This window comes from Photobacterium piscicola, assembly GCF_900166965.1.
In the GTDB taxonomy this organism is placed as follows: Bacteria; Pseudomonadota; Gammaproteobacteria; order Enterobacterales; family Vibrionaceae; genus Photobacterium; species Photobacterium piscicola.
In genome coordinates, this window is record NZ_FUZI01000008.1 from 81,569 (window position 1) to 102,828 (window position 21,260).

General features: G+C 42.6%; 21 protein-coding genes. 13 read left to right on the forward strand and 8 right to left on the reverse strand.

All coding sequences use genetic code 11. The annotated features are described in order from the left end of the window. Positions 1 to 154: 154 nt before the first annotated feature. From aroQ to fis, 8 genes are all read left to right on the forward strand, one after another. Positions 155 to 607, forward strand: coding sequence for a type II 3-dehydroquinate dehydratase (aroQ, locus tag CZ809_RS16730; RefSeq protein WP_080158695.1), 453 nt, complete (start codon positions 155 to 157; stop codon positions 605 to 607). 26 nt (positions 608 to 633) lie between these two features. Continuing rightward, a complete protein-coding gene (gene accB / locus CZ809_RS16735; protein ID WP_080158696.1) occupies positions 634 to 1,095 on the forward strand; it encodes an acetyl-CoA carboxylase biotin carboxyl carrier protein in 462 nt (153 codons plus the stop codon). Between the two features lie 15 nt (positions 1,096 to 1,110). Continuing rightward, complete coding sequence (accC, locus tag CZ809_RS16740) at positions 1,111 to 2,454, forward strand: acetyl-CoA carboxylase biotin carboxylase subunit (protein ID WP_080158697.1); 1,344 nt, start codon at positions 1,111 to 1,113, stop codon at positions 2,452 to 2,454. Between the two features lie 195 nt (positions 2,455 to 2,649). Then, the gene (locus CZ809_RS16745) at positions 2,650 to 2,931 is read left to right on the forward strand and encodes a YhdT family protein (RefSeq protein ID WP_080158698.1); all 282 of its coding nucleotides are present in this window, start codon (positions 2,650 to 2,652) and stop codon (positions 2,929 to 2,931) included. Continuing rightward, complete coding sequence (panF, locus tag CZ809_RS16750) at positions 2,924 to 4,378, forward strand: sodium/pantothenate symporter (protein WP_080158699.1); 1,455 nt, start codon at positions 2,924 to 2,926, stop codon at positions 4,376 to 4,378. The genes CZ809_RS16745 and panF overlap by 8 nt, the downstream gene beginning before the upstream one ends. 166 nt (positions 4,379 to 4,544) lie before the next feature. Further along, a complete protein-coding gene (prmA, locus tag CZ809_RS16755) occupies positions 4,545 to 5,429 on the forward strand; it encodes a 50S ribosomal protein L11 methyltransferase (RefSeq protein ID WP_080158700.1) in 885 nt (294 codons plus the stop codon). 176 nt (positions 5,430 to 5,605) lie between these two features. Next, positions 5,606 to 6,571: a tRNA dihydrouridine synthase DusB gene (gene dusB, locus CZ809_RS16760; RefSeq protein ID WP_080158722.1), complete on the forward strand. Its 966-nt coding sequence runs from the start codon at positions 5,606 to 5,608 to the stop codon at positions 6,569 to 6,571. A gap of 23 nt (positions 6,572 to 6,594) precedes the next feature. Beyond that, positions 6,595 to 6,891, forward strand: coding sequence for a DNA-binding transcriptional regulator Fis (fis, locus tag CZ809_RS16765; RefSeq protein ID WP_005372656.1), 297 nt, complete (start codon positions 6,595 to 6,597; stop codon positions 6,889 to 6,891). A gap of 838 nt (positions 6,892 to 7,729) precedes the next feature. On the opposite strand, the gene CZ809_RS16770 is transcribed toward fis, so the two are convergent. Further along, positions 7,730 to 8,908: a MalY/PatB family protein gene (locus CZ809_RS16770; RefSeq protein WP_080158701.1), complete on the reverse strand. Its 1,179-nt coding sequence runs from the start codon at positions 8,906 to 8,908 to the stop codon at positions 7,730 to 7,732. A 66-nt stretch (positions 8,909 to 8,974) separates the two neighbouring features. Continuing rightward, positions 8,975 to 10,552: a maltose/glucose-specific PTS transporter subunit IIBC gene (gene malX, locus CZ809_RS16775; protein WP_080158702.1), complete on the reverse strand. Its 1,578-nt coding sequence runs from the start codon at positions 10,550 to 10,552 to the stop codon at positions 8,975 to 8,977. A 284-nt stretch (positions 10,553 to 10,836) separates the two neighbouring features. On the opposite strand from malX, the gene malI reads away from it, so the two are divergent. Continuing rightward, complete coding sequence (malI, locus tag CZ809_RS16780) at positions 10,837 to 11,865, forward strand: Mal regulon transcriptional regulator MalI (protein WP_080158703.1); 1,029 nt, start codon at positions 10,837 to 10,839, stop codon at positions 11,863 to 11,865. A gap of 69 nt (positions 11,866 to 11,934) precedes the next feature. Here the strand turns inward: malI and ppnP are convergent, their stop codons facing one another. Further along, positions 11,935 to 12,216: a pyrimidine/purine nucleoside phosphorylase gene (gene ppnP, locus CZ809_RS16785; protein ID WP_036788928.1), complete on the reverse strand. Its 282-nt coding sequence runs from the start codon at positions 12,214 to 12,216 to the stop codon at positions 11,935 to 11,937. 176 nt (positions 12,217 to 12,392) lie between these two features. Here ppnP and CZ809_RS16790 point away from each other — a divergent pair, with 176 nt between their 5' ends. Then, entirely contained in the window at positions 12,393 to 12,599 is a 207-nt protein-coding gene (locus CZ809_RS16790) for a hypothetical protein (RefSeq protein WP_080158704.1), read from the forward strand. Here the strand turns inward: CZ809_RS16790 and zntR are convergent. After that, positions 12,596 to 13,066, reverse strand: a complete 471-nt coding sequence (gene zntR / locus CZ809_RS16795) for a Zn(2+)-responsive transcriptional regulator (protein WP_080158705.1) — start codon at positions 13,064 to 13,066, stop codon at positions 12,596 to 12,598. The two genes, CZ809_RS16790 and zntR, sit on opposite strands and share 4 nt — an antisense overlap. 226 nt (positions 13,067 to 13,292) lie before the next feature. Here zntR and purH point away from each other — a divergent pair, with 226 nt between their 5' ends. Together purH and purD are read left to right on the forward strand one after the other, a co-directional pair. After that, entirely contained in the window at positions 13,293 to 14,885 is a 1,593-nt protein-coding gene (purH, locus tag CZ809_RS16800) for a bifunctional phosphoribosylaminoimidazolecarboxamide formyltransferase/IMP cyclohydrolase (protein WP_080158706.1), read from the forward strand. A gap of 109 nt (positions 14,886 to 14,994) precedes the next feature. Continuing rightward, positions 14,995 to 16,281 (forward strand): phosphoribosylamine--glycine ligase, encoded by a 1,287-nt coding sequence (purD, locus tag CZ809_RS16805; protein WP_080158707.1) that lies wholly within the window; start codon positions 14,995 to 14,997, stop codon positions 16,279 to 16,281. Positions 16,282 to 16,364: 83 nt separating this feature from the next. On the opposite strand, the gene CZ809_RS16810 is transcribed toward purD, so the two are convergent. Then, entirely contained in the window at positions 16,365 to 17,039 is a 675-nt protein-coding gene (locus CZ809_RS16810; RefSeq protein WP_080158708.1) for a DUF1481 domain-containing protein, read from the reverse strand. A 43-nt stretch (positions 17,040 to 17,082) separates the two neighbouring features. Next, complete coding sequence (gene hupA, locus CZ809_RS16815) at positions 17,083 to 17,355, reverse strand: nucleoid-associated protein HU-alpha (protein ID WP_036788936.1); 273 nt, start codon at positions 17,353 to 17,355, stop codon at positions 17,083 to 17,085. A 228-nt stretch (positions 17,356 to 17,583) separates the two neighbouring features. On the opposite strand from hupA, the gene CZ809_RS16820 reads away from it, so the two are divergent. Further along, a complete protein-coding gene (locus CZ809_RS16820) occupies positions 17,584 to 18,642 on the forward strand; it encodes a CNNM domain-containing protein (protein WP_080158709.1) in 1,059 nt (352 codons plus the stop codon). A gap of 119 nt (positions 18,643 to 18,761) precedes the next feature. On the opposite strand, the gene brnQ is transcribed toward CZ809_RS16820, so the two are convergent. Beyond that, positions 18,762 to 20,066 (reverse strand): branched-chain amino acid transport system II carrier protein, encoded by a 1,305-nt coding sequence (gene brnQ / locus CZ809_RS16825; protein WP_080158710.1) that lies wholly within the window; start codon positions 20,064 to 20,066, stop codon positions 18,762 to 18,764. Between the two features lie 582 nt (positions 20,067 to 20,648). Further along, positions 20,649 to 21,239 (reverse strand): YjaG family protein, encoded by a 591-nt coding sequence (locus CZ809_RS16830; protein WP_080158711.1) that lies wholly within the window; start codon positions 21,237 to 21,239, stop codon positions 20,649 to 20,651. Positions 21,240 to 21,260 lie beyond the last annotated feature (21 nt).

The window sequence follows — 21,260 nt, forward strand, 5'->3', positions numbered from 1 at the left end:
TTAGACCAGTATTTTGCTGCGATTTGCGTTGAATTCTCTATAATTGGTTCACAATTAATGTTTGGTAGTAAAAAAACGGACACATGGAAGTCAACTTGTAGATAGCCACAAGTTGTTCGAGTTTAACCTCATAAACAAGTGATGAGACCTCAAGATGCCAACCATTAAACGAATTTTACTGATTAATGGACCCAACCTAAATTTATTAGGTCTGCGTGAGCCTGAACATTATGGCCAGCAAACACTCACGCAACTGGTTCAGAAATTAACGACCAAAGCCGTCGATTTAGGCGTGGCATTAGAACACATTCAATCAAATGCGGAACACGAGTTAATTGATGCGATTCACCAAGCCTACGCTAACGTGGATTTCATTATTATAAACCCAGCAGCTTTCACTCACACTAGCGTTGCTATTCGTGATGCCTTACTTGGGGTTGCTATTCCGTTTATTGAAGTACATTTATCTAACGTTCACGCACGTGAACCTTTTCGTCATCACTCTTACTTATCGGATAAAGCGGTAGGCGTGATTTGTGGCCTTGGCCCTGACGGTTATGAATTCGCCCTACAGGCAGCGATTAATCGCCTGCATGCAGATAGCTAACTGAACAATATATAAAGAGAAAAATAATGGACATTCGTAAAATTAAGAAGCTAATTGAACTGGTTGAAGAATCTGGTATTGCAGAGCTAGAGATTTCTGAAGGTGAAGAATCTGTTCGAATCAGTCGTAGTGTTCCCGTCACTGCTATGCCACAACAATATGCTGTTGCTCCTATGGCGGCACCTGTTCAAGCAGCACCTGTAGCAGAAGCTCCTGCATCATTCCAAGCACCAGAAGCACCTGTTGTTGCACCTGGTCATAAAGTGCTTTCACCAATGGTAGGTACTTTCTACCGTGCACCAAGCCCAGAAGCAAAGAACTTCATTGAAGTCGGTCAATCAATCAACATTGGCGATACACTATGTATCGTTGAAGCAATGAAGATGATGAACCAAATTCAAGCAGACAAAGCAGGTAAAATCGTTGCAATTCTTGCTCAAGAAGGCGATGCAATTGAATTCGACCAACCGCTTGTAATCATCGAGTAATCGAGGCTCCTGGCTATGTTAGATAAATTAGTAATTGCGAACCGAGGTGAAATTGCACTTCGAATTCTTCGCGCATGTAAAGAACTAGGTATTAAAACCGTTGCGGTTCACTCAACCGCTGACCGTGATCTTAAGCACGTACTATTAGCAGATGAATCTGTTTGTATTGGTCCTGCTCGTGGTATTGATAGCTACCTTAATATTCCTCGCATTATCAGTGCAGCAGAAATCACTGGCGCAGTAGCGATTCACCCAGGTTACGGTTTCCTGTCTGAAAATGCAGATTTTGCAGAGCAAGTAGAACGTTCAGGTTTTATTTTTGTTGGCCCTAAAGCAGAAACTATTCGTCTAATGGGTGATAAAGTTTCAGCAATTAACGCCATGAAAAAAGCCGGTGTACCTTGTGTTCCCGGTTCTGACGGCCCACTTGATGACGATGAAGCGAAAAATAAATCTTTCGCTAAGCGTATTGGTTACCCAGTTATCATTAAAGCCTCTGGTGGCGGCGGTGGTCGTGGTATGCGTGTAGTTCGTTCTGAAAAAGAACTGACTGAAGCGATTGCGATGACTCGTGCAGAAGCAAAATCTTGCTTTAATAATGACATGGTTTACATGGAAAAATACCTTGAAAACCCACGTCATATCGAAGTTCAAGTTCTTGCTGACGGCCAAGGTGGCGCAATTCACTTAGGCGAACGTGACTGTTCAATGCAACGTCGCCACCAAAAAGTAGTTGAAGAAGCACCGGCACCTGGCATCACTGAAGAAATGCGTAAATACATCGGTGAACGTTGTACACGTGCATGTTTAGAAATCAATTACCGTGGCGCAGGTACATTTGAGTTCCTATATGAAAACGGTGAATTCTACTTCATTGAAATGAACACCCGTATTCAAGTTGAACACCCAGTGACTGAAATGGTAACCGGTGTTGATCTGATTAAAGAGCAATTACGTATTGCGGCAGGTCAACCATTGTCATTTAGCCAAAAAGATATTCAAATTCGTGGTCACGCGGTTGAATGTCGAATTAACGCAGAAGATCCTGAGCGCTTCCTACCTTGCCCAGGTACGATCACACGTTTCCACTCTCCAGGTGGTATGGGTATTCGTTGGGAATCTCACATCTATACTGGTTATACTGTACCGCCTTACTATGATTCAATGATTGGTAAGTTAATCGCTTATGGTGAAAACCGTGATGTGGCTATCTCACGTATGCGTAATGCATTAAGTGAAATGATCATTGATGGTATTAAAACCAATATTCCGCTTCAGCAAGATATTATGGCTGATGAGAACTTCCAAAAAGGTGGCGCTAACATCCACTACCTTGAGAAGAAGCTTGGTTTACAGTAATAACGTTATATGACATCAAAAGGCTGCCTAAGGGTGGCCTTTTTTATTTTTAACGCTGCCATCCCTTATTGGTTGGCGTTCTAGGCGTGGCATAAACCCCTATCTTTTGCCACAATAGCCCCCTTTTTTGACCGCTACCACTGATCCTCATCCTTCAGTAGTAGATTCTTTATCAATAATAACTGGAGAAACCGCATGAAAACGCTTTCTGCCCGCTACCGCCAAGCACATAAAGAAGCGTACTGGGCGATAGGACTCGCGTTAGCTTATTTTCTTTGGTGGTATGTTTCCGCCTATGGGTTTGCCCCCGCTATCAATGATCTCAGTATGCCAACCCTTTATTTTGGTTTCCCATTGTGGTTTTTACTGTCATGCATTGTCGGCCCAATTGTTTTTACCATCCTGTGTGCCTTGATGGTGAAATTTATTTACCGTGATCTCCCTCTTGAAATAACAGACGATAAACCACATGAATAGCCAACTTATCATTCCTTTAGTACTGTATTTAGCCGCTGTTTTTGGCGTTGCACTCTATACTCGCCGTTTTCAAGGTAAAGGGAACTTCTTAACTGAATATCTCGTCGGTGGCCGCAGTATGGGCGGTTTTGTTCTCGCTATGACCCTAGCGGCAACCTATGCCAGTGCCAGTACTTTTATTGGTGGACCAGGAGCCGCTTATAAAATGGGCCTAGGGTGGGTATTACTCGCCATGATCCAACTCCCCGCAGCATGGTTAACATTAGGTGTGCTTGGTAAAAAATTTGCCATTGAATCTCGCCGTCACAATGCGTTAACCCTCAATGATATTTTATATGCTCGCTACCAACACAAAGGCGTAGTGATTTTCGCCTCTTTATCATTATTATTGGCCTTTTTTGGCACCATGGTGGTGCAATTTGTTGGCGGAGCACGCTTACTACAAACCGTTACAGGGCTATCTTATACTCATGGTTTAATGCTATTTGCGATCACGGTTGGGCTCTATACCACCATTGGTGGCTTTCGCGCAGTCGTCATGACCGATACCATTCAAGGGATCATGATGATCATTGGTACGATCGCGCTGCTAGTCGGGATCGTTCACACGGGCGGCAGTATTGGTGCACTCGTCACCAAACTACACAGTATTGATCCAGCATTAGTCTCTCCTTACGGACCTCAGCATTTTTTAAGCCAACCTTTTATGCTGAGCTTTTGGATTTTAGTCTGTTTTGGCGTAATAGGTTTACCTCACGCCGCAGTTCGTTGTATGTCTTACAAAGACAGCCGTTCACTGCATAAAGGCATGGTAATCAGCACTATCATGGTTGCCCTATTAATGTTCGGTATGCACTTAGCTGGCGCACTCGGCCGTGCCATTGTGCCTAATATCGCCAGTCCAGACCAAATCATGCCAACCTTAATGGTGACAGTATTGCCACCAGCGGTTGCGGGGATCTTTTTAGCCGGACCGATGGCGGCTATTATGTCGACCATTGACTCTCAATTAATTCAAGCGTCAGCAACCTTACTTAAAGATTTATATATTAATTATATCAATCCTAAGATTGCTGAAGGTGAAGCCGCTGAAACCAAGCTACCTAAATTATCATTATGGGTAACTGCTATTTTTTCGGCACTGGTGTTTGTGGCAGCAATGAACCCACCCAATATGATTATCTGGCTCAATTTATTGGCGTTTGGTAGTTTACAGGCTGTATTCCTGTGGCCATTAGTACTCGGCCTTTATTGGGAAAAAGCCTCAGCAACGGGTGCCTTTGCTTCAATGATTGTCGGATTAACAACCTATCTAGCGCTATCATTAGGCAAGCCTGATATGGGGGGGATGCATGCAATTGTTCCCACATTAATTATTGGTTTACTCGCATTTATCATCGGCAGTTATGTTCGCCCAAATAAATTGAAACCCATCAAGGTTAACTAATATTTCATCGGTAATTACACCAACATAGCCGTAAATTAACCAGAGAGAGCCAATCGGCTCTCTCTTTTTTTATCGGTTGTTTAGCATCTGCTAATGGGGATTGGTGAAATTTCATGCTAAACTGCGCCCCCTATGTTCAAGTAGTCACAAAATAAGCGAATAAACCATGCCTTGGATTCAAATTAAACTGAACGCTACTGCAGAGAATGCAGAAGCAATTGGCGACATGCTAATGGAAGAGACTGGTGCTCTATCTGCCACTTTCCTTGACGCACAAGACACGCCAGTTTTCGAGCCAATGCCAGGCGAAACCCGCCTATGGGGCGATACTGATGTGATTGGTTTGTATGATGCTGAAGCCGACATGGATTTCGTGCTGAACATGCTAAAAAACAGCCCACTTATTGCTGATGATTTTGCATATAAAATCGAGCAGTTAGAAGATAAAGATTGGGAACGTGAATGGATGGATAACTTCCACCCAATGCGTTTTGGTCGTCGTTTATGGATCTGTCCAAGCTGGCGTGAAGCACCAGAACCAGAAGCCGTTAATGTACTGTTAGACCCAGGTTTAGCATTTGGTACAGGTACTCACCCAACCACATCATTGTGTCTTGAGTGGCTAGACGGTCAAGATCTAACCGGTAAAACCATCATCGATTTTGGTTGTGGTTCTGGTATTTTAGCCATTGCCGCACTGAAATTAGGCGCTGCAAAAGTGATTGGTATTGATATCGATCCACAAGCTATTTTAGCCTCTCGTGATAATGCTGAACGCAATGGTGTTTCAGATAATCTAGAGCTATATCTGCCACAAGATCAACCACAAGGTATTCAAGCCGATGTGGTAGTTGCTAACATTCTAGCCGGCCCATTGCGTGAATTATCACCAGTGATTAAGAGCTTGGTAAAAAATGGTGGTGACCTAGCAATTTCAGGTGTGCTTGAAAGCCAAGCTGAAGATGTTGCAACTTACTACAGCGATGAAATCACATTAGATCCAGTAATGGCACGCGAAGAGTGGTGTCGTATCTCGGGTCATAAAGCATAAAAATTACGGTAATTGGTTGCTGCTGTTGATTATTATTAATTAATTTAACGGGTCAATTGATTGAAAATCATGCGATTTTGACAAACAAAATCATCATGCTCAATTATTGGCCTTTTCAGCAGCGTAAAAAATGCGTAAAATGCGCGCCCTTACTGGCACAGTCAGGTAGAGACATTTTGCATATCGGTCCATATCAACTTAAAAACCAACTGATAGTCGCGCCAATGGCGGGTGTGACCGATCGGCCATTTCGTGAATTATGCCTTCGCTACGGTGCAGGCATGGCTGTTAGCGAGATGATGTCGTCGAATCCAGATCTCTGGAAAACGTCTAAATCGCTCAATCGTATGGTTCATGAAGGTGAATCAGGGATTCGCTCGGTTCAGATAGCAGGGGCTGATCCAAAATTGATGGCCGAAGCTGCGCAATTCAGTGTTGAGAACGGTGCGCAAATCATCGATATCAACATGGGATGCCCAGCCAAGAAAGTAAATAAACGATTAGCAGGTTCTGCGCTATTGCAGTATCCCAATCTTATCGAAGATATTCTTCGTACAGTCGTGGACGCAGTAGATGTTCCCGTGACGCTTAAAACCCGTACCGGTTGGGATCTGGACAACAGGAACTGTGTCAACATAGCCAAACTCGCCGAACAATGCGGCATACAAGCCCTCGCCCTTCATGGACGTACCAAAGCTTGTATGTACAAAGGTGAAGCGGAATATGACTACATTAGAGCGGTGAAACAAGCCATCTCGATCCCAGTTATCGCTAACGGTGATATCGATAGCCCGGAGAAAGCACGCTTTGTACTCGATTATACGGGTGCCGATGCTCTGATGATTGGCCGACCTGCACAAGGAAAGCCGTGGATTTTTAGAGAAATCCATCATTACTTAACAACCGGTGAACACCTCGCTGCGCCGTCAATTGATGAAGTTAGCGAAATTATGTTGGGGCATGTTAAGGCACTTCACCAATTTTATGGTGATTACCTAGGATTACGCATTGCACGTAAACACGTGTCTTGGTACTTGAAAGAACATGCACCTGCAGGTGATTTCCGCCGGACCTTCAACGCACTCGAGAATGCTCAACAGCAAATCGATGCGCTGCAAGGCTACTTCGAAAACGTTGCATAAATACTAGAAGAGCTTACAGAATTATGTTCGAACAAAATCTGACTTCCGAAGCGTTAACAGTAACAACTGTAACTTCACAAGACCAAATCACACAGAAACCATTACGTGATTCAGTGAAGGCATCCCTTAAAAACTACCTTGCTCAATTAAATGGTCAGGAAGTCGACGATCTGTACGAGCTTGTGCTTGCAGAAGTTGAACAACCACTACTAGACACTATCATGCAATACACTCGTGGTAACCAAACACGTGCTGCAACCATGATGGGTATCAACCGTGGTACGCTACGTAAGAAACTAAAGAAATACGGCATGAACTAAACCACACTGGTTTAATGATTGTAAAAAAGCCCATTTCATCGTGATGATGAAATGGGCTTTTTCATTATAGAAGGAAAAACACACTAGCTATATTTAATTTCAATACGCATATTTGAAAAATTTCTGCACATAATCACATTGGCGACACTGAACAATACGTCGAATAAAAAGGCGCTGGTAAAATTTGCGGTGTATTCTTTCAATATCATATGATTGACAGTTATTGCATTGACTCACATTCACCCCTTTAACATCACAATATACAACGTAAAGCATACTTCAAATACACTCAAAGTAAAACAAGTTGCATAATAATAGCGGTGTTGTTTGGTGCAAATAATGCCATTTAATCATCAATAGAGCGTTAAGCCCCTCTCGACATTAACATTTATTTTTATCATTTGATAAAAACGCCATTCATATAAATAAAATGATCCCTGTACAACAGCGATTTATAACAATAAAAAATGCGCATACGGCTTAAAATATATCAGGCTCAAAATTTAGTTATCTGATTTATTTAAAAACGTATACTTAAAGTCTTTATGGATATGACCGCATTCATTACAAATGGTGACACGTTTAATAAACAAACGTTGGAAGAATTTTCGATGTTTTCTGTCAATATCATAAGACTGACACTTACTGCATTTGCGCATAATTAATCTTCACTTAGTACATAAAAGTGTGCTTAATTATATCGTACCCGCCTAAATATGTATTCATTCAAGATATAGAAGTGCGGCCAATTATACGTTATTGGCCACGCTCACTACTGCAACGTAACTTGCCTTAACAAGGCCATCGTCTCAATAACATTAAATATCAATAACAACAATTAACGCTTTACCAGTTGATGTAATGCAGCGACCAGCGCTTGTACACCAATTTCCACCTTGCTACGTGGGCATCCTACATTTAAACGCACATGCCCAATTCCTTCCACACCATAAGTATCACCACGCATAATCGCAACGCGGTACTCATTAATTAATAAATGCTGTAATGCATCCATATCAACATTAAGAGGACGCAAATCAATCCACGCTAAATAGGTTCCTTGTGGTACTTGATAATTAAGCTCAGGAAACGCCTGTTCAAGTTGCTGTGCCACATACTGTAAGTTTGCTTGCAGATACTCTTTTAAACTCCCTAGCCATTCCTCACCTTCGTTATAGGCCGCAATATGCCCAATAACACCTAAAATAGACGGTGACGATAAACCATGTGCTGCTTTCAATTGGATTAAATAACGCTCACAAACCACAGAATCCGCAATAAAGGCATAGGCACCAGTTAATGCAGGAATATTAAATGACTTGGAGCCTGAAGATACTAATGCCCAATTATCATCCATTGCGACTGCTGGCCATGGAATATACTCATTAAAAGCCATATCCATATGGATATCATCAGAAATGACTTTCACTTGATGAAACTGGCAGATCTGCGCCATACGACTAAGTTCAGCCCGTGTCCACACCCGCCCTGTCGGGTTTTGAGGACTACACAATAGCAAGACCTTACACTCAGCACGTGCAGCTTGCACCTCAAACTGTGGCCAATCAATCTCGTAACCACCACGATGAGTTTTCAGTAATGGACTAGTGAGCAACTGCCGTTGGTTGGCCTGAATCATATTCGCAAAGGCATCATAAGCAGGAGTATGAACTAAAATACCATCGCCAGTTTCAGTCCACTGCTGTACCAGCTGCGAAATAATATAAATAACCGATGGTCCATAAACAATATGATCAGGATTTATTTCAGTATGATAACGACGAGAAAACCATCCTGTAATAGCAGACTTAAAATCATGATGGTTCCAACGACTATAGCCAAACACGCCATGAGCTAACCGTGTCGTTAACGCTTGTTGAATACACGGCGCAACAGCAAAATCCATATCAGAAATCGTGAAGGGTAATAAATCATCGCTACCAAAACGATCAGCCACATAGTCCCATTGCGTACAATAAGTACCGTAGCGATTCACAGGCGTAGAAAAATCAAACATAACAACCTCGCAAGTAACCTTAAAAAATGTCAAAAAAAAGCGGAGCGTTAAGCTCCGCTCGTTACGTTATGCGCTAACAGGTAGCAGTCCTTGAATTTCGTTTTTAACCATATGAACCTGTGGCCCAATCACCACTTGTAAGTTATGTTCATCAAGCTTAACCACCCCTAAAGCACCATTAGCCTTTAGAACAGCATCATTGACTAAACTCATATCATTAACCGATAAGCGTAACCGCGTAATACAATTATCTAACGAGACTAAATTATCAGCCCCGCCTAATGCCGCTAAAATTATATCGCCTTTATAGCCGGTGGTTTTTTCACCCGTTACAGCAAAGGCCAATGCTGCTTCAGTTTCAACTTCACGCCCTGGCGTTTTAAGATTAAAACGCGTAATTGCAAAGCGGAACACGCTGTAATAAACCACAAACCAAATCGCAGCAACTAACGGCACTAAATACCACTTTGTTGCCGTGCCTTGTAGCACACCAAAAATTAAGAAGTCGATGATATTACCATCAGTATTACCAATCGTTACCCCAAGCAAGCCCATCACCATAAAGCCAACTCCAGTTAAAATCGCATGCACGACATACAACGCAGGAGCAACAAACAGGAACAAAAATTCTAATGGCTCGGTGATACCACCAATAATACAAGCAATCACACCTGATAATAATAATGCTTTAACCTTGCTACGATTCTCAAGGCGCGCACAATGGTACATCGCTAAAGCTGCACCAGGTAACCCCCCTAAGAAGACAGGCATTTTACCTTGAGATAAAAAGGCAGTTGCAGAGCCAGAGAAGCCTTGAGACGTTGGACATGCTAGTTCTGAATAGAAAATATTCAGCGCACCACTGACCGTTTTACCACACACTTCTAACGAACCACCCGCCTCAGTAAAACGTACTAAAGCAACTAAAACATGATGCAAACCAAAAGGTAACAACAAGCGTTCACCAGTACCAAATAAGAATGGACCAAACGGACCAGCATGAGAAATCAAGTTACCAATACCAGTAATACCCATCGCGAAATATGGCCACACCACAGGAACGACTAAACCAACCACACCCAAGACTAAAGTTGAAATGATAGGAACAAAACGCGCCCCCCCAAAGAAAGCCAATGCATCCGGCATCTTATAGGTATAAAAACGTGCATGCAGTTTAGCAACGATAATACCGACAATGACCGCTCCTAAAATACCAGTATCAATCGATTCAACCCCAAGAATTGACTTAACCCCATACGCTTTTTCTGCCGTTGGATCGCCAATAACACCCGCAACGGTTAAATAGAAATTAATCGAAAGATTTAATGCGGAATAACCGACAAAGCCAGCAAAAGCAGCGACGCCCTTTTCTTCTCGCGCAAGCCCCAGAGGAATCGCAACCGCAAACATAATAGGTAGATAAATAAAGGCCACTAGACCAATTTTAGTCATCCACATAAACAATAATTGCAAAATGGTGTTATCTAAAAAAGGCATGCTCTCTTTTACAGCAGCACTCGACAGTGAACTACCGATCCCCAATAAAATACCTGAGAACGCCAATAATGCGACAGGAAGCATGAAGGTTTTGCCTAAGCTTTGGAAAAATTCCCACAGCGTCGTTTTAGGTGCAGATTTAGCCATAATAAATCACTCACTACCGATACAGTCAACGTCAATAATAAAGAGGTAAATCGTTTTAGCTCTTTATTGAAAAAAAACGTCGACAAAGATGAGCTCAAGACTTCTGCCAACGCTTTTGATAAATTACGCAATCAATGATAAAACGTTTTACCTATTTTTATCGCTAACAAGATCACGGAAATATAGCGCGTTAGCACCCATTTCCAAATTTGTGATCCTGTTAGAATAATCACTATCAATCTAACATTTTCAAATGCAACAACATGAATAGGAAACATTCACTTATGGCGAGTAAGACACCCAAAATAAAAATAACTGATGTCGCAGCCTATGCTGATGTATCTGTCTCTACCGTCTCATTAGTGCTCAGTAATAAAGGTCGAATATCAACCGCAACCATTGATAAAGTGAATCAAGCTGTCGCTGATTTAGGCTATGTTCGTAATACTGCGGCGGCAAATTTACGCACATCTCACTCCAATTTGATCGGATTGGTATTAGCCGATATTACCGATCCTTTTTATACAGAGATTACCGCAGGTATTAGTGAGGTATTAGAACAACAAGGGTATTTATTATTTTTAGCGCAATCGAATCATAATCCGCAAAAACTAATCCAATGTGTACAATCGATGATTCAGCAAGGTGTCGCAGGTATCGCTTTTAGTCCTGAAAGAGAAGCAACCGCAACGGTTATTACCATGGCACAACAAGCAGGGATCCCTGCCATCTGTTTAGCACGAGCAACAGTTAACAACGACGTTGATTATATCGCTCCAGATAATCACCAAGCTGCTGTTATTGCCAGTCAATATTTAATTAAGCAAGGCCATCGTCATATCGCTTATGTGGGAGGATCTGGGGAGTCTTTAACGCGTGCAGAACGCTTAGGGGGCTTTGGTAGTACATTGATCCAATATGGATTGCCATTTAAAAATGAATGGATCATTGAAGCTGGAAATCAACAATTACATGCAGCAACAACGGTACAGCAGTTATTAACTCAGCACCCCAAAATAACCGCGATCTTGTGTCATAGTCCCACTGTCGCATTAGGGGCTATATATGGTGTCAAACGGTGCGGGAAAAGTGTTGGAAAAGATAATTATATTGATCAACAGGTCGCGATCATTAGTTTTGATGATATTGCAGAAGCCACATTAAGCCAACCATCATTGACCGTTGTAAGTTCACCCGTCAGAAATATTGGCTATCAAGCTGGTCAGCGCTTACTTATGCGAATGAAAGCAAATGATAGTGCCGTTCAGCATATAATCCTCACACCACAACTTATCTGCCGCGATTCAGCCTAATAACCGCAACCAATAAAAAAGCTTCGCCATAACGAAGCTTTTTTATTTATAATTTAGCAGCGATATACCTTATAGGTAATCACACAAGTAGGCAGTGGTCTTGGTCACTTTTACATGGAATGCGCTATCACCAGGCACTTCAAAATCATCACCAGCACCATAAGTTTCCCAATCAACATGACCCGGAAGTTTTACGGTAAGCTCGCCTTTTACGACAGTCATACGCTCAGGGGCCGCGGTTGAAAAAGTATATTCACCTGCTACCATCACACCAACACTGGCATGATCACCGGCAGATTCAAAGCCAACAGATTTCACTTGGCCATCAAAATATTCATTCACTTTTAACATTGAATTTCCTTATTGCTAAACAGGTAAAGCAAATTTTAGAAGCCCTGAAACTATCACAATTTCAAATGAACCACTAACGAAAAATATTCGTCAAAAATATGACGTACTGGGCCAGTTTTCACTTGGATCTACACTAAAAAGTACTACACTGGAGCCCATCGCTATTTGTTGGAATTATGACATTGAAAAAGATAACCATCGCAGCCCTTATTATAAGCACCTTTGCTGTAGTCGGTTGTTCAAGCCAAAATAAGCAAGATCTCAAACAAGGCTTAACTGAGGTCGGTCATGCTACTCGTGATGCAACCAAAGCTACTGGTCATTTCTTTCGAGACACAACCAAAGATGTGATCAGTAATGTCAAACAAGCCACCAGCGATTAATGACCACATTGGCATTGCCCTGAATGACAAGGCTCAGGTTTTACTTCAGGGTTTGCCATATCATCACTGTCATTCAATGCACCAAGAATAGAACAATGGCTAGCGTCATCATTACGATGACCACAACAAGCGTCATTGATCTTTTTTAACGCGCCACGGATCCGTTGTAGTTCAGCAATTTTACTATCCACTTCATCTAATTTAGCCTGCGTAATCGCTTTAACTTCAGCACAACTATGTTGACTTGCTTCAAGACGAATATCCAGTAACTCACATATTTCACCGAGACTCAAACCAATCGCTTTTGCCCGTAAAATAAATTTAACCCGTGATAAGTTATCCTCACTATAGAGGCGATAACCACTGTCACTTCTACCCGCAGGTTCAATCAACCCATTCTTTTCATAAAAACGTAATGTATCACTACTGACATTACATAATTTTGCTAGTTGCCCTATTAAATACATTTAAACGTCCTTTCGACTACCTCGATATTTCAGTGATCACACTCAAATAGCAAACGTTTGCGCAATATCGATATTCATGTAGAATAGGCATCAGATTGATACATATCGTTTACTTATTTTTAGCTTTGCTCGATTTTAGCCGAGGATATTTCTCAACGCCAATCTAATCCCAGTAGATTGGTATTGAAAAATATCCTATTCACTGTGTATTAGAGAGATGGTAGCAATGGAAAACGTTCGTCCTATTCGCCGTGCGCTGCTCAGCGTATCAGACAAAACTGGTATTGTTGAATTCGCTCACGCCCTCGCCAATCGCGGCATAGAGATCTTATCTACGGGTGGTACCGCTCGTTTACTTGCAGAACAAAACATTGCAGTTACTGAGGTTTCAGATTACACCCACTTTCCTGAGATGATGGATGGCCGTGTAAAAACCCTACACCCTAAAGTACACGGTGGTGTTTTAGGCCGCCGTGGCATTGATGATGCGATCATGGCACAACACGGTATAAACCCCATTGATATGGTGGTAGTTAACCTCTATCCGTTTGCCGAAACCGTTGCTAACCCTCATTGCAGTTTAGAAGATGCAGTAGAAAATATTGATATTGGCGGGCCAACCATGGTGCGTTCAGCGGCTAAAAACCACAAAGACGTAACGATTGTGGTCAATGCTGACGATTATGATCGCGTCCTTACTGAAATGAGTGCCAATAACGGCTCATTAACTCAGGCGACACGGTTTGATTTAGCTATTGCTGCGTTTGAACATACTGCCGCTTACGACGGTATGATAGCCAACTACTTCGGTACTATGGTGCCTTCTTACGGCGATAACAAAGAAGGAGATCAAGAGTCAACGTTCCCCCGCACTTTCAATCAACAGTTCGAGAAAAAACAAGACATGCGCTACGGGGAAAACAGCCACCAAGCAGCCGCATTCTATGTTGAAGCACACCCACAAGAAGCCTCGGTTGCTACAGCAACGCAACTACAAGGTAAGGCGCTTTCATACAACAACATTGCCGATACTGACGCGGCACTTGAGTGTGTTAAAGAATTTGACCTTCCTGCCTGTGTGATTGTAAAACACGCCAACCCATGCGGTGTCGCTCTAGGTGAGAATCTGCTTGAAGCCTACGATCGCGCTTACAAAACCGACCCTACCTCTGCCTTTGGTGGCATTATTGCTTTTAACCGTGAACTTGATGCAGCAACCGCACAAGCTATCGTTGATCGCCAATTTGTTGAAGTGATCATTGCGCCTAAAGTCTCACCACAAGCAACAGCGATTATCGCTGCTAAGAAAAACTTACGCCTACTTGAGTGTGGTCAATGGTCGACTAAAACTACCGGTTTTGATGTTAAACGTGTCAATGGTGGCTTATTGGTTCAAGATCGTGACCAAGGCATGGTATCGGTAAATGATCTCACAGTGGTATCAAAGCGCCAACCAACCGCTGACGAATTACGTGATGCACTATTTTGCTGGAAAGTGGCGAAATATGTTAAATCGAACGCGATTGTCTATGCCAAAGGCAATATGACTATCGGTGTCGGGGCCGGTCAAATGAGCCGCGTTTATTCTGCCAAAATTGCCGGCATTAAAGCCGCTGACGAAAATCTGGAAGTGGCGGGCAGTGTGATGGCATCAGATGCGTTCTTCCCTTTCCGTGATGGTATTGATGCCGCAGCAGAAGCGGGGATTACCTGTGTTATTCAACCGGGAGGCTCTATGCGTGATGATGAAGTCATTGCAGCGGCAGATGAACACGGCATGGCAATGGTGTTTACTGGTATGCGTCACTTCCGCCACTAAGTTGTTATCACTGACTTAAGTGAGCAAACAATGTCGATTTAGTCTCTGCTCTTTTATTATAAAGAGCAGAGATTTTTAAGTATTTAGCGTAAAGCAATAAGGATTAACGATGAAAGTACTGATCATTGGTAACGGTGGCCGCGAACACGCACTGGGTTGGAAAGTCGCACAAAATCCAACGGTAGAAAAAATCTTCATCGCCCCAGGTAATGCTGGCACTGCCCTTGAACCAAAATTAGAAAATATTGATATTAGCGTTGAGAATATTACTGGTTTAGTTGCGTTTGCGCAGAACAACCACATTGAACTGACGATTGTTGGCCCTGAAGTTCCACTCGTTCTTGGTGTTGTTGATGCCTTTCGTGCTGCTGGATTAGCCATTTTTGGTCCCACTCAAGCCGCAGCTCAACTTGAAGGATCTAAAGCGTTTACTAAAGATTTTTTAGCTCGCCACAATATTCCCACCGCCGATTACCAAAACTTTACTGAAATTGAACCTGCTTTAGCTTACCTAAAACAAAAAGGCGCACCGATTGTAGTCAAAGCCGATGGTCTCGCGGCAGGTAAAGGCGTAATTGTTGCCATGACAGAACAAGAAGCCGAAGCTGCTGTACGCGATATGTTAGCTGGTAACGCCTTTGGTGAAGCCGGACATCGGGTTGTGATAGAAGAGTTTCTTGATGGCGAAGAAGCCAGCTTCATCGTCATGGTCGACGGTAAAAACGTTTTACCGATGGCCACCAGCCAAGATCATAAACGCGTCGGTAATGGCGATACAGGTCCCAACACTGGCGGTATGGGCGCTTACTCACCAGCCCCCGTTGTTACGCAACAAATTCATGATCGCGTGATGAAAGAAGTGATCTATCCTACCGTTGAAGGTATGGCGGCAGAAGGCGCTCCTTACACTGGCTTTCTCTACGCCGGTTTGATGGTAATGGCTGACGGCACCCCAAAAGTGATTGAATATAACTGCCGTTTTGGCGATCCAGAAACGCAACCGATTATGCTACGGATGCAATCAGATTTGGTTGAGCTTTGCTTAGCGGCCATTGATGGCAAACTTGATAGCGTTGAGTCAAAATGGGATCCTCGCGCGGCTATTGGAATTGTACTAGCTGCTGGCGGTTATCCTGCCGATTATAACAAAGGCGATATTATTAACGGCTTACCTCAACAAGAATTAGCGGGAGAAAAAATATTCCATGCAGGTACCACCAATAATGTTCACGGTGATGTCATCACTAATGGTGGCCGAGTGTTATGTGCGACGGCAATGGGTGATACCGTTCTAGCAGCACAACAACGTGCTTATGCATTAGCACAGCAAATCTCATGGAATGGCATGTTCTATCGTGATGATATTGGCTATCGTGCCATTGCTCGCGAACAATAACCCCTCCACGTCAATCCTAAAAAAACGCGCTCACAGGGCGCGTTTTTTTATAACGAATAAATATTGAACAGAAATGAAACAGATCAGTCTTTCAATAAATTCGGTGCTACCAAACACTGCTGCTGTTGGCGTTGCAGTAACACATCATCAACCACCAATTGCTGTTGTCGTAATTGACCACTGACGGCCATATACCCCTGACCTGATAGTTTTTCAGCCGACGCTTGAGCAACTACCTCGATCGGTTGTTGCTGCTGACACGGAATAAATTGCTGCTGTTGCCAATGCCCTTGTACCCATGTTTGCTGACGATCAGACAGTTGTTCGACGGTGGCTGCTAATGCTTGTGCTTGCTGGCGTAATTTATCAATTTTCTCATTGGATAGCGGAAGGATATTTTGCCCTTGCTGGTAACGCTGAAATACCGCTAAACCATGGCTATCAAATCGTAATTGCAACTGAAATGGAATAAGGCTGCCATCGATACGTTGCTGACCCTGTTGATAGAGCTCAAACAGCTGTCCTGAACGCCAACGGTAGTTAGCTTGATATTGTCCTTGATTTGGAGTGAAAACACGCTCACTGAGCGTTATAGGCTGATCAGGACGAAAGGTATACCAATAAAAATGAGGGCCATCAGTTGCCATTTGAGCAACAGTGACAGTTTTAGGCGTAATTACTGCATTTTCAGCCATGTCGCTTGCCGCACAGCCTGTAAGTAAAAATACAACCGCCAGAGAAAGCGTTAGACGTGTCATAAAAAAAACGCCAGTCGCAAATGCAAACCGGCGCTATTTTCAATTACTTTAACGCGTCTTTAAGTGCCTTGCCCGCTACAAACGCAGGAACGTTAGCAGCAGCAATTTGAATTTCCGCACCTGTTTGAGGGTTACGGCCAGTGCGAGCTGCACGATGATTCACTTTAAATGTACCAAAGCCAATTAGTTGAACCTGGTCGCCATCTTTTAGCGCATCAGTAACGCCTTCAAGAGTAGCTTCCAATGCTAATTTTGCTTGTGCTTTCGACAAATCTGCTTTTTCTGCGATCAGGTCAATCAGTTGGGTCTTGTTCATTAGGTTTCCCTTCTAAGGTTTTGGGCTTAATACCGCCCAACTCTAATTCAAAAGAAGCCTGTGTGGCAAAGGTTTGTCGGCTTTTATCTGTCTAAATGGAGACTCTTTAACCATAAACTGAGCTAAAGTTCACAAAATGTTACTAATAACATTCAAAAAAGAGTTGTTTTTATTTCCACCAGCCCCGATTAATATAGCCGAAATTCGCTGATTAATTGACAGGTTGATATGGTACTGCTTACGATTTACATCTCTGTAGCAATAGGGGTGTCGTTTATTTGTTCCGTTTTAGAAGCGGTTTTATTGAGTATTTCGCCGGGATATATCGGTACTTTACGTCAACAAAACCACCCCGCAGCAGCTAAACTTGCCGCACTCAAAGATAATATAGATCGACCCTTAGCCTCAATCTTAACCCTAAATACTGTGGCCCATACCGTGGGTGCTGCAACCGCAGGTGCGCAAGCGACCGTTGTCTTTGGTAGTGAATGGCTGGGGGTATTCTCTGGTGCACTTACCGTTGGTATTTTATTACTGTCAGAAATCATTCCTAAAACTATTGGTGCAACCTATTGGCGTCAATTAGCACCAACCAGTGCCATTTTATTACGTTGGATGGTGATTGTATTAATGCCACTCGTATGGATATCAGAACAAATCACCCGTCGTTTGGCACATGGTCACGTCCAACCCAAGCTACGAGATGAATTATCAGCCATGGCAATGCTAGCCCACGAATCAGGCGAATTGGGTGCTGGCGAGTCGAAAATCCTTACCAACCTACTGCAATTTAAAGATGTCAGCGTCACCAAGATCATGACCCCGCGTCCGGTATTATTCCGTGTCAATGCTGAGCAAACCATCAACGAATTTTTAACCAAACATAAAAGTAGCCCGTTCTCACGCCCATTAGTGTTCAGCGAGCAAAGCGACAACATTGTCGGGTTTGTGCATCGCTTAGAATTGTTTGCAGAAAGCCAAGCAGGTAAAGGTGGTCAAGAGCTGGGAGCATTAATGCGCCCTCTACCAGTAATAATGAATAATGTCAGTGTACCAAAGGCATTTGAGCGCTTAATGAAAGAGCGCTCACAGTTAATTCTTATCGTTGATGAATACGGCACTGTCCAAGGGCTTGTTACTCTGGAAGATATTTTTGAAAGTTTAGTTGGCGAAGAAATCGTTGATGAAGCCGATAAAAACACCGACATGCAGCAGTTAGCTTATCAACGTTGGGATAAGTGGAAGAAAAAACATAAGATGATTGAAAATAATGATGACGATATTTAAAACACATCATTAATACTAGCCACATTAATACTAGCCACAAAAAAGGGACCATAAACGGTCCCTTTTTATTATTCTTCTTCTGTCATTAATAACGATAACAGCTAATTACAATTTACCGATCAGTTGTTATCCACACAATAACTATAACCACTCAGACGACTCACCATCCAGCCCGCTATCAACACCAATACTGTCGGTAAAACCCAGCCAGCATAATAATGATATAACGGTAAGTGTGCCGTTAAAGCGTTATCAACCGCCGTAGGCATCACACCAAGAATATGAGCCGCATCAACACAACCAAATACCGCAGCGGTTGCCACCACCGTCAATACCGCAGCTTGAGATAATTGATGGCGCAGTGGCGCAATCATTAATAACGCAATCGCAATGGGGTGTAATGCCACCACAACAGGTAAGGTCACTTCTAATAACTGTGCTAAACCAACATTCGCAATAAGACCTGATAGCGCCATAATTACCCACACACTTTTAGAGTAAGTGACTTTACTAAAGCTGCGACTATAAAATTCACTGCCTGCCGTTGTCACACCAATCGCGGTAGTCAAACAAGCTAGCACCAATACCGACCCTAAAATGATGGTACCAAAAGCGCCAAAATGTAAGTTAGTAAATGCCGTTAATATTTCACCGCCATTTGCAAAGCCTGTGCCTAAGTCTGCACTGGTCACACCAATATACGCCAATGACAAATACACTAATGCCATCGCTGATGCATACATGATCGCAGCAATAAAAGTATATTTAGCGATAGCTTTAGGGCACTTAACCCCCATCCCTTCAATCGCTCTAAAGATCACCCAGCCAAAGCCAATCGAACCAAGTGCATCCATCGTCATGTAACCTTGTGTCATTCCCTCAGCCATCGCGCCAGTCGCATAAGGGCCAGAAGCAACATGCACCTCTCCTGATGGGTACAACAACGCAAACACGGCCATAATCGTTAAAATAGTCAACAATACTGGTGTTAACCATTTCCCCAAGCTATTTACCAACTTCCCTGGATATAACGAAAATAAAATCGCCGCGAAACAAAACACAATTGAAAATGGAATTAAGCCACTATCACCAATAAATGGCGCCAAACTAAATTGATAAGCAACGGTAATAGTACGAGGAATAATAAAGGCAGGACCGATAACAATAAACAGCATCACCCAAAAGCCGGTCGCTAACGGTTTAGGTAACGCAGCCGTTAAGTTATCAGAGCCGCGTACCCAAGCGACAATCACTAACGCTATTGCAGGTAAGCCAACGCCTGTTAATAAAAAGCCCGCCATACCGCTAAGAAAATTATCTCCCGCTTGATAACCTAAATAAGGAGGAAAAATTAAATTTCCCGCACCTAAATACATGGCGAAAGTCATGAAGCCTAAGGCGGCGATATTACGTGCACTTAACATAGTATTCCTTGGTAATTACTTTGCAGCTTGGAGAAAGCGAGATGGGATGTAACGTAAGTAGATCCTGCTAGCTTGCTCACAAGCTGACAGAAAAATAGGTATGGCCTGTCAGCCTTGAATAAGATTCAAAGAGAGCAGGAGGAGCGAAGTCGCCATTGATTTGCAAATAGCAACGATAGTCGAACTGAAGCAAGATATAACAACGTTTACAGTAGAATGTTTCATATTTGCCTCCTTCTAACTAACAGACCACGAATGGCGTAACTGAAGTGCTACGCAATGGTTATGTTATAAACGCCAACGGGCTACGATTACAATAGCCAAAACAAAATAAGTGGAATGGCGTAAACTTTATCCGCCAAGCAGTCACATTCACTGCTTTTAAAGTTTCAAATTAGCATAAACAACTGAAGTGAATTCAACATTTTTTTAACATAAAATATCCATTGCCTAATTATCACATCATAAACAGCATTTATTCATTACAGTTCAAATAATAATTAACCTAAATTACACTAAAAAAATAACACCAAATAAAAAAAAAGAAGCCCATAGGCTTCTTTTTTATTGAGTCAATAACGATTAATTACATTCAATACCGATATTACTAATTGGCTCATCACGTAACTCCGCACGCAGATCTTTAATTAAATCGATATCACGACGCTCTGCTTCTTTTAGCGCGCGGAAAATTTCCCACTGAGTATCCCACTCTGCGCATACTGCTTCATTTTGTTTTTGATTGTCGTTAGTAATTTCAATGCCTGTTTGTGCAGACTCTAAATCCGCCACAGTTTCGGCAGATAGAGCACTTAACTTAACGACAGTTTCCATCATCAGATCACGATCTAACATCGCATGTAAAAGATCTGCAAGTGCTACACAAGCATCAATCGCGGGGCGCACGGCATACAGATCATAATCGTTTTCACTTGGTACCATGTCTTCTAACTTTTCAAGCTGACTTTCAAAGTTAATTTTGGCATTTTTAACCGTGAGGATCTCCCACACGCTATCTAAGATCACTCGGTAACGTTGACCATCAGTAAACTGTGTTTCAGCACAGAAAAAAGCGTAGTTCGGATACATACGCTCACATAACGACACCATAAAAGTCAGATGTTGCCAAGGTTCTAATTTTTCTAAACGTAACTGGATTGGATTCTTAAGCATGGGATAATCTACAGTAGTGAT